This window comes from Sellimonas catena (assembly GCF_027924685.1).
GTDB classification, from domain to species: domain Bacteria; phylum Bacillota; class Clostridia; order Lachnospirales; family Lachnospiraceae; genus Sellimonas; species Sellimonas catena.
The window spans coordinates 1-8,792 of record NZ_BSBO01000059.1 but is presented as its reverse complement, the minus strand read 5'-3'; the positions used below and the strand labels follow the sequence as shown (position 1 = coordinate 8,792).

Genomic DNA, 8,792 nt, shown 5'->3' with positions numbered 1-8,792 from the left:
GCTTCCCTGGTCCACCAGCCTGCCAGCTGATTGTCACAGCAAACTTAAAAAGTAAGAGACAGATTTTCCCCTGGTAAGTGCCGGGGGATTTTTTGTTTTGTCAAGGTACGGATGATTACCTACTTACATTCTATTTTAACTCAAAATGCTGTAAAGGCTAGCAAACTCTGTTTACACGCCCATTTTTCCAGCGCAAATTATTTTTACGTTCACTTATTCTAGGTGGATAGCTATAAAAAAAAATCATCTTTTAGGCTTGTCTACTCATAAAAATTCGGGAACCGCCCTCTGTCCCTTTGACAAGTTCCGATTCCCGAAAAATTCATATTTTTACAGTTTTTCATTTTTTAGCACGAAGCTGATTCTTCATTCAAGCATCATTCATTAAGCAAACATGCTGTCAATGCCTTATATTCACGAAAATACATCCCACTTTTCATTTCCATATGCCCATATTCCTGATGCTTTGCGAAAATTTCAATGGCTTTTTCCACCGGAACCCATCTGGGCTCCAGACCTTCTTGTTCCTCCTGCTCAGTAAGTGAGCGTTCCGTATGACCATCAGCTTCGCAGATAAAATAACGGCTGGAATACAAATACTCTTTGTAATATTCATTAATAATCAGGCTGCAGTATAACGGTTTCACAAGAATCCCTGTTTCCTCTGCCAATTCCCGAATGCAGCAGTCCTCATAGCTTTCACCGGCCTCAACACCACCGCCGGGAATCATCCACAGATCGCTGTTTTCCATATAAGACAACAGAATATTTCCGTCCTTCACCACGATGCCGCGGCAGGCTTCTCGGATTTTGGTGTGTTCAGCAAAACGATTATCTCCATAAATATTGATTGTTTCCATGTGATTAATGTCCATCAGTATTCTATTCCTTCTTTCATGTTGCTCCATTCTTCTTTCGTCTGGCAGGTGATGTGTTCCGTCCGTAAAAGGCCCTCTATAGCGCAGGGAACATTTTCACTAGAATGATGATAATGAAAGCCGCATTTTTCCTGAACTCGTTTTGATTTTTGGTTCCCATCAAAATATCCGCACCATATTTTAGACAGATTCAGATCTACAAATCCATGTCTCAAAATTTCCCGAACAGCTTCTGGAATCAAGCCTCTTCCCCAATAAGGAACACCGATCCAGTATCCAATCTCACCTTCTGTCTTCGGAAGTCCTATATTACTGGTTTCACCGATCATCAGCCCTATACTTCCAACCGGATGGCCGTTTTCTTTCAAAACCACTGCATAAGTCTCCGGTGCGGAAAGAACTTCCCGGATTATTTCCCGGCTGTTTTCCACACTTGTATGAACAGGCCATCCAGCTATAGGTCCCACATCAGGATGGCTTGCATATCGGTATAAATCCTCTGCGTCTCTCTCCTCCCATGGACGGAGAAGCAGTCTCTCTGTTTCCAAAATCATATCTCTGCACCTCCCTGTAGTTCGCATACACATGACCATAGTCATCCATAATTCTCGCCCAAACTGCCCCTGCAGCCTTGCCGCCGAAATCGGCAACCAGACAATTATCCCCTCGTCTTGTCCCAAACCTGTTTTTCTTAACCGGTAGGATGAAGGCGTTAGATTCAAATATCTCATTTTTTCTCATCATCGATGCTAAAAGACAGAAATTCCACGGCGCTGATAATTGCTAGGAACAGCAAGATCTCAAACGCCTCATTTTGCTTTAAATCTGGGGATAAATATCGGATGGATGTCCAAGAAGTCTCATGATTTCCAATTCATCTCTTGCATCCAACAGAGCATTATGTGTTTCTATGTAATCCTTATTGCTAATCATTCTCATGATATTTTCAACGCCATATCCTCGTTTCAATCTACCTGTTTTGCAGCATTCTGCCGAAGTTGGAATCATTGGATTATATTGTCTGTAAGCTGCAATTCGCATAATATCATGCCAAATAAAATCTTTCATAAACGCAAGACAGTTTTTGTCAAATCCTGCATTATAGGCAAAAACAGAAGAAACATCATATTCCATTAGAAAGGACGAAATGTTATCCGCAATTTTTTTCCGGGAAATCTTCTCCTCATTTATTCCTTTTATGTGAACAATATAATCAAACATTCCGCCTTCCCGCAAAGCTTCTTTGATTACATAGTACTTATACCCGACGATCTCGTAATTACTCGCATCAGCAATTACGATTCCCACTGTCATTACAGCACCGCTCCATGTCGTTTCTGTATCTATTACCGCAATGTGTTCTTTCATTCTATTTTCCTTTCGGCTTATAATATTTAGTTAATTGTCTTTTGGTAATGGTTTTTACTACTGAATCCATAAACTTCTGTTTATCCGGAATCGAAATTTCCCACATTTCATTTGTCCTTATGTTCCATAAAATGCCCTTATCTAAATTTTGTGCAATCATATAGCACGCACACTGAAGATAATGTTCATGGTTAAGTTGAGAAACAAATTTAAGTTCATAGATTGTATCATCTTTTTTTACATCCGCATACCCAAGAGCCTCAAACGCCTTTTCCCCGTTCCGTCTTTCTGCAAATGCTATACTACAAATAATTTGTTCCTCTTCGTCATGTCTAAGACGTGTTTCGATTCGTCTAGTTAATAACTCTTTCTGTTCATCTGTAACTAATGGCAGTAAAACCTGAGAGTAATATCTACGTTGATTTGTTTCTAATGATGTTAGATGAAGAATCTTCTTTTCCACGCCTTTAATCTTATCATTAAATATTTTTCTATCCTTATGAACCAGGCGAAACAGTTCAAATTCCCGGTCAATGTCATAATTATCAAAGAAAAATGCCTCTTGAAAAATGCCTATACATGGAGATAAATCAATGAGGCCATCATTACTTCGAATATCGATTACGCTGGTATCTTCCACATTGATTTTCTTCTTTTCTAAAAGATCATAACACTCTTCTATATCTTCCTGAAATTTAAAATCAAACATTTCCGATATTCCAACGTTCTCCAATGATGTATTCATATCCTCTGGAGTAGAAATAGATTCTTCTGACAATGTTTCTTCATTACCTGGGACAAAAATTATTTGCTTTTTCCCCCTGCTTGCTGCAACAAGGAATATATTTCTAAGTATCTCATACTTTTGCTGAGGTTTTCCAACTCGCATTCTCCAGTAGCTTTCTGTAAAATCAAAAACAACACAAATTTCTCTTTCTAACCCTTTACTACTATCAAAGGTAGTAAATATTGCCGTTTCCTTACTTGGCTGCACTTTCCCAGATGTATCTTGATCTGAGATACTTGCATAGACAGTATTTTTATTAAATTTATCTTTGTTCTTTGATTCAAGTTTGTTAAGAATCTTTGTCATAGTTCCTTCTCTGGCTCCCAAACATAACAATTTGCTCGGTTCCTGCTTAGCCAAAAAGTCTACTATTTCTTGTTCCGACATTTCAGAAATTTCACACTCACTGTTAACTCCAGTAATCTTCTTTTTCCATATGCGCCCCAACTTTTGTGCATAATCATTTGGAAGACGAAAGCATTTTGTAAATTCTAATTCAATGTGCTCTCCAAGAAACTTTTCAATATATTCTTCCACTTCAAGTGCAGTCTTATCATATATTTTTTGTTTCATATCTCCGACAGCAACAAGCTGTGCCTCGGGATTACAGCTGACTATATAATCTAACATATCAGCAATTTCCTGATCTATGTCTTGATATTCATCCAGGACAATAAGATCAAACTTTCTAACAGGCGGTTTCTTCTTATTAAATTCCTGAAGCAAATCTGATACACCGACCTGCATTCCTATTCTGTTTAAACAAGACCATGCATATCCGTGATAGTTTGTTACAGTAACATTTCTACCCTTTATCTTTTCTTTAGCGTCAATTTTAAGAAGCTTGTTATATGTAAGATAAAGTATCTTTTTGTTTTTAGGAAAACGAGTACATAGAGCCTGTATAGCCGTTGTTTTTCCGCTACCAACACAGGCATCAACAAGAATATTCTTCCCATTTAAAGCTTTCTCAATAAATTTTTCTTGTTCATCGGTAAGGATAATTGACATATTATAATCTCCACTAAAATTTCTACTCTATTTCCACACGGAATCGACAAATTATGCCAAGAGCTACCAATGTTTGAAAACTTAGTCTTCACCAAACTGAACATCAGATTTTTATCATTGATAAATTGTTTGAACTTATAATGCTATCATTTGCAAGCTCCATCAGCACATTATCATTATAATCTCTTTGCCCGATAAGCTCAAGTTGCCTGATCTCAATTATAGAAATTATAGACAAAAGGCAGTTTCAGGGCATCATTCGTGAAGTGCTTCTATGAACAACCGTTCTTATCTGTCAGGTGATTAACACAAGTCCGCACTATATATTGGCTGCTGGGTTTATAAAGCATCCGTCTCTTATATTTACCTCCGCATTCTCCACAGCAGATTCGACCGGAAAACCATACCAGTTCTGGTATCTTCCGGTGTCATAACCATTTCCTTTTTAGCCCCACTATTTCACGATCACCATCTCCCCGTCCACATTGGCATAACCGTATTGGGATAGGAAATGATGAAGGTTCCATTCTAAAAACGCCGTTTGATAACCCACTTCACATTCTCAAAAATAGACACCGACTCGCTTTCTGACAAAATGCTTTTGTCAAAGTAAAGTCCGCCAAATTTCCACTCGTTATTGGATTTGATATAGTTTTCTACAATTCCTCCTTACATGTCTGTAAACAAATTTTAAATATGCTTGCATTTGCTTGCATTTGCAAAAGAAAGTGGGTATAATATATCCAAAGGAGTGTGATAGATATGGCAAATACATCCGCAGTTTATGCCCGTATTGATAAGGAGCTAAAAGAAAACGCAGAAGGAATCCTTTCTCAGCTTGGGATTTCCCCGTCCAGCGCAATCCAGATGCTTTACAGTCAAATTGTACTAAAAAAGGGAATGCCTTTTGAACTGCGCCTGCCTTCCACAAAACCTACCGCAGTCGGCGATATGAGCCGGGAACAGCTGAATGCAGAGCTTATGAAAGGTGTGGAATCCATGAAATCCGGAAAAACCTATACAGCAGATGAGGTGGATTCCGAGTTAAAGCGGGAGTTCGGTATATGAGCGATACCTATTCCATTATCTACTCCTCGGAAGCCAAAGATGATCTGAGGGAGATTTATTCTTACATCGCTTATGACCTGCAGGCACCGGAGACAGCAGAGGGCCAGGTCAATCGTATCCGGAAAGAAATCCGGTCGCTGGATTTTATACCGTCCCGATATGCTGTCGTGGATTGGGAGCCGTGGAAAAGCATGGGGATGCATCGGGTACCGGTAGACAATTTCATCGTCTATTATGTCGTAAATAACGGCAGCCGCACGATAACTGTGATCCGAATTTTCTACGGCGGCAGGGATATCGAGGACATCATTCAGGCAAAACGTGAGTAATCCGCAAAAAGGAACAGAATAGCTGTTCCTTTCTGCATTCAGAACTTATCAAGCTCCTCCTGAGCGACAATCCACTCATACTTCACGCCGTCATTGACTTTTCCCATCCACTTTTCCTGCCTCCTTATACCTTTCCTTCCAGATTATTCTTGTTTCCAACCCGTCAGCTCCACACCCTTAATATCAAAATCGGTCATCAACTCTCCGCCATTTTCCACAGTAGACCAGTTTCTACTTACCTAAAAATGAAAAAATCCGGAAATCGAAACCTGTTCTTTGACAAGCCCCGACTCCCGGAAATCCCTTGTTTTCTATACTTTTTCAGTATTCTATTCTTTAACTTTTGACATCAGCACAACCGTCTCAACATAGCACGAGGAAATGATTTAGATATACATTTCCTCCACCTGTTCGTAAAATGCCGCCCCAGTACCATATCGACTACTTTTTAGCTGATAGGGTTCACGGGAACATGTCGGGACGCCAAGATTACACCGTTCACCTAAAAATAAATATCTGATTTGCCTTCTCAACAAACGTATCTGCTGAATCCCTCCACTGTCCCGGATAATAACGGTAACTCATACGACTTAACTGACCATTCCCATCAATTTCACATTGAGTACTATATTTCGTCTTACCCGAGTTCGATGTATAATGGAAAACAAGAAAACCGTATTTGTCAACCTTGACGTATTTCCCATGAGAAACTGTTTGAGCCACCTTGCTTAGTTCGTTCAAAGGTACTCCATGCCATTTTTCTCCAGACTGTTCTTGTTCATAGATTACATATTCTTCAGGTGTATATCGTTTGAGCGGCTCATAGGTTTGTTTTCGTGACTGTTGTAACTGAGCATCTAAAAATTAAATTTTTTAAAATACTACCAAATAATCCCATGTTTCTCCCTTCCTCATAAATCTTTTATAAACCAGTCAACATAAATAATCAATTTCAAATATGTTTTCTATGGTTTGTAAACTCATGTTCGTACAAATATACACGCATTAGCTCCTTCTTAATTTGTTTATATTCTTCAAGAGAGCGGGTCCATACTTTTTACAAACGCCAATGAGAAGTCCGGCTGTGGCGAGAATTGCGCCTCCGTTTTTTACCGCCTTTGCACCTTCCTCAATTTTCTCATAGTCCTCACTGTTCAGAGTTTGATTCTGAAATCTTTTCCGTTCTGACATTCTGAAACACCTCCAACAATTTATCTCCACTCATCTGTATGTTAATCATATCATACTCTTGTGCTTCCTCCAGACAAATCTCCCGCTCAGTTGCGATGTAATCTGTCGCATGATAGTAAAACATCTCCATATTCTTCTTATGGATATATCGGAGAGTCTGCAATGAACTGAAATCTATTCCTTGCATCTCCTGTTCCGCATCAATAAATACTTGCTCTGCAGCATCCATCTGGCCGCATATAGCATAGGATGCAGCAACCATCTGTGTTGCCTGGAGATACAGAGAATAATACTTCTGAATAACCAGGAACTCCTGATCCTTTTTCCTGTGTGCCCCTGAATGCATGAGTTCCATACTAAAACGTGCAAACTTGCCTTCAGGCAGTGGTTCAAAACCACCGACGCGACTCTTAAAAGTCTGAAGCAACTGCTTCTGTGCTACCAGCATATTACTCCGTCCGGAAGCCATAGCAGAAATCTTTTCTTCCGGTGCGGCATTTAAAGAATATCGGATCTGATCACGACCTGCCAGCAGAAGGCCAATCCGATCATCCATCTGACCTTGCTCAATCCGCTTCACGGCTCTATAGGTCTCCTGCAAAGCATCTGCCAACTCCGCTATCTGCTGCTGCATATATATATTGTGATAACTGACAGCAATACTTTCGAACGGGTTTCCATGAATAATCTCCTCCGGTTTAATAGGAAGATTATCCACAAACTTTCTTTTTCCATTTTCCAGTGTTTCATATAAAGTAGGCCACATAACACCAGTTTTTGTGTTCTGATTGATAAAGACCTCACCGGCTTTGAAAGCATCTCTGTGTTTAATAGGAATCTGAACTACATACTCAAGGGTTTTCTCAACGTGGCTCAGGGCATCTGACATATTTACATATTGCATCAATTTAGCTAGCATCCCGTTAATATCGAACCCTTCCATCCCAGGTACAACCTCTAGGATTTTTCTATATTCAGGATCCACCAAACCATCACCATGTGAGACAAGTTCATCCTTATTTCTAACAATAGAATTCTCTGCCATTACCCCATTACCTCCCCTAATCCATTACCTTTTATTTCTGAAAGTGCGTCTGACAAATGCTCAAGAGCGGTTTCATACTCTTTAATTTGCTACTGTTCCCTGTTAATCTCTGCTTGAAGTTCAGCAATTGCCGCTTTCTTTCGTTCTATCGTTTCTTTACTCTCAGAAATATTATTTTTAAGTGTCTGCTTTACATCATCAGACAGAATGCGGATGTCATGACTGCCTTTAGGTTTTTTGGTTGCAATTGAAGCGACAATAGCCCCAAGAACTCCTGCGCCAACCGCTGTTGTTAAAGTGAGAAATGGATTGGCAACAGCGAGTCCAACTGCAACTGTTGCATATTTTGAAGTTGAAGGAGATATTTATAGAGCTCATCTTCACGCACTACGTTCCCATCTTTCCGGGAAGTTTGATCAGCCTTTAGTTTTCCCGCACGAATCCATCTCCGAACTGTTTCAGGGTTCGTCTGGAGCATATCTGCAATATCTTTGACACTATATGTCTTCGTATGCCATTCCTCCCTTCTTCTCCATGGTACATGCATTATACTACATTATTGCTACATTTGTAATCAGTTTTTTTGTCGCATTAAAAGGCGCCCAGGTTCCCCCAAGCGCCAATAAAATATATTTACATTGCTACATCCGTCTCCAGCCCGGACTTGAACTCGACTGTAAAGTGATTATCGTGCACAGTGACTTTCTCGATCAGCCTGCGAACAAGTGCCTCGTCATATTCGGTGATTGGGCCATCCTAGCTGTCTATAAATTTCTCCAGTTCCCTCACCTTTTGCATAGCCCCTTCGTTCATGGCATCCTCAAGCAGGAGCTGCCGTTTCTCCTCCCGCAGTTCTTCAATCTGATCCGCAAGACTATCGAATCCCCGTCTGGCGTTCGTCTTCTTCAGCAGTTCCCTCTACAGTGCTTCCAACTTCGCATTTCCACACTCTATATCAACTACCACCGAAACATTGACATAGTTTTTTTGGTGCTAGTATATAAATAGTGCAAGTCAAAATGAGAAAATTCCAAATAGACAATACATGATATAATAGAAATATCGTACTGAAGGAGGATCTCATTATGGCAAAGCAACATGACAAACAGTTTAAA

Annotated in this window: 8 protein-coding genes; 2 read left to right on the top strand and 6 right to left on the bottom strand. The window is 39.9% G+C overall.

The window, feature by feature from the left end:
• Positions 1 to 377: 377 nt before the first annotated feature.
• From Selli1_RS17470 to Selli1_RS17450, 4 genes are all read right to left on the bottom strand, one after another.
• The gene (locus Selli1_RS17470; protein WP_281874321.1) at positions 378 to 875 is read right to left on the bottom strand and encodes an NUDIX hydrolase; all 498 of its coding nucleotides are present in this window, start codon (positions 873 to 875) and stop codon (positions 378 to 380) included.
• Positions 875 to 1,432, bottom strand: a complete 558-nt coding sequence (locus Selli1_RS17465; protein WP_087252832.1) for a GNAT family N-acetyltransferase — start codon at positions 1,430 to 1,432, stop codon at positions 875 to 877. The genes Selli1_RS17470 and Selli1_RS17465 overlap by 1 nt, the downstream gene beginning before the upstream one ends.
• Before the next feature lie 265 nt (positions 1,433 to 1,697).
• Positions 1,698 to 2,246 (bottom strand): 3'-5' exonuclease family protein, encoded by a 549-nt coding sequence (locus Selli1_RS17455; RefSeq protein ID WP_138373863.1) that lies wholly within the window; start codon positions 2,244 to 2,246, stop codon positions 1,698 to 1,700.
• Between the two features lies 1 nt (position 2,247).
• Positions 2,248 to 4,044, bottom strand: a complete 1,797-nt coding sequence (locus Selli1_RS17450) for an AAA family ATPase (protein WP_281874317.1) — start codon at positions 4,042 to 4,044, stop codon at positions 2,248 to 2,250.
• A 762-nt stretch (positions 4,045 to 4,806) separates the two neighbouring features.
• On the opposite strand from Selli1_RS17450, the gene Selli1_RS17445 reads away from it, so the two are divergent.
• Positions 4,807 to 5,112 carry a type II toxin-antitoxin system RelB/DinJ family antitoxin gene (locus tag Selli1_RS17445; protein ID WP_087168420.1) on the top strand — a complete coding sequence of 102 codons (306 nt, stop codon included), beginning with the start codon at positions 4,807 to 4,809 and terminating at the stop codon, positions 5,110 to 5,112.
• The gene (locus Selli1_RS17440) at positions 5,109 to 5,441 is read left to right on the top strand and encodes a type II toxin-antitoxin system RelE/ParE family toxin (protein ID WP_281874315.1); all 333 of its coding nucleotides are present in this window, start codon (positions 5,109 to 5,111) and stop codon (positions 5,439 to 5,441) included. The genes Selli1_RS17445 and Selli1_RS17440 overlap by 4 nt, the downstream gene beginning before the upstream one ends.
• A 1,147-nt stretch (positions 5,442 to 6,588) precedes the next feature.
• On the opposite strand, the gene Selli1_RS17435 is transcribed toward Selli1_RS17440, so the two are convergent.
• Complete coding sequence (locus Selli1_RS17435) at positions 6,589 to 7,677, bottom strand: hypothetical protein (RefSeq protein WP_281874313.1); 1,089 nt, start codon at positions 7,675 to 7,677, stop codon at positions 6,589 to 6,591.
• A 292-nt stretch (positions 7,678 to 7,969) separates the two neighbouring features.
• A complete protein-coding gene (locus tag Selli1_RS18730) occupies positions 7,970 to 8,224 on the bottom strand; it encodes a helix-turn-helix domain-containing protein (RefSeq protein WP_405593842.1) in 255 nt (84 codons plus the stop codon).
• Between the last annotated feature and the right edge of the window lie 568 nt (positions 8,225 to 8,792).

What these genes read in the sequence shown, in the direction of transcription:
- Selli1_RS17435 (WP_281874313.1), bottom strand. Translation starts at nt 7,677, where the DNA reads ATGGCAGAGAATTCTATTGTTAGAAATAAGGATGAACTTGTCTCACAT.
- Selli1_RS17440 (WP_281874315.1), top strand. Translation starts at nt 5,109, where the DNA reads ATGAGCGATACCTATTCCATTATCTACTCCTCGGAAGCCAAAGATGAT.
- Selli1_RS17465 (WP_087252832.1), bottom strand. Translation starts at nt 1,432, where the DNA reads ATGATTTTGGAAACAGAGAGACTGCTTCTCCGTCCATGGGAGGAGAGA.
- Selli1_RS17445 (WP_087168420.1), top strand. Translation starts at nt 4,807, where the DNA reads ATGGCAAATACATCCGCAGTTTATGCCCGTATTGATAAGGAGCTAAAA.
- Selli1_RS18730 (WP_405593842.1), bottom strand. Translation starts at nt 8,224, where the DNA reads ATGCATGTACCATGGAGAAGAAGGGAGGAATGGCATACGAAGACATAT.
- Selli1_RS17470 (WP_281874321.1), bottom strand. Translation starts at nt 875, where the DNA reads ATGGACATTAATCACATGGAAACAATCAATATTTATGGAGATAATCGT.
- Selli1_RS17455 (WP_138373863.1), bottom strand. Translation starts at nt 2,246, where the DNA reads ATGAAAGAACACATTGCGGTAATAGATACAGAAACGACATGGAGCGGT.
- Selli1_RS17450 (WP_281874317.1), bottom strand. Translation starts at nt 4,044, where the DNA reads ATGTCAATTATCCTTACCGATGAACAAGAAAAATTTATTGAGAAAGCT.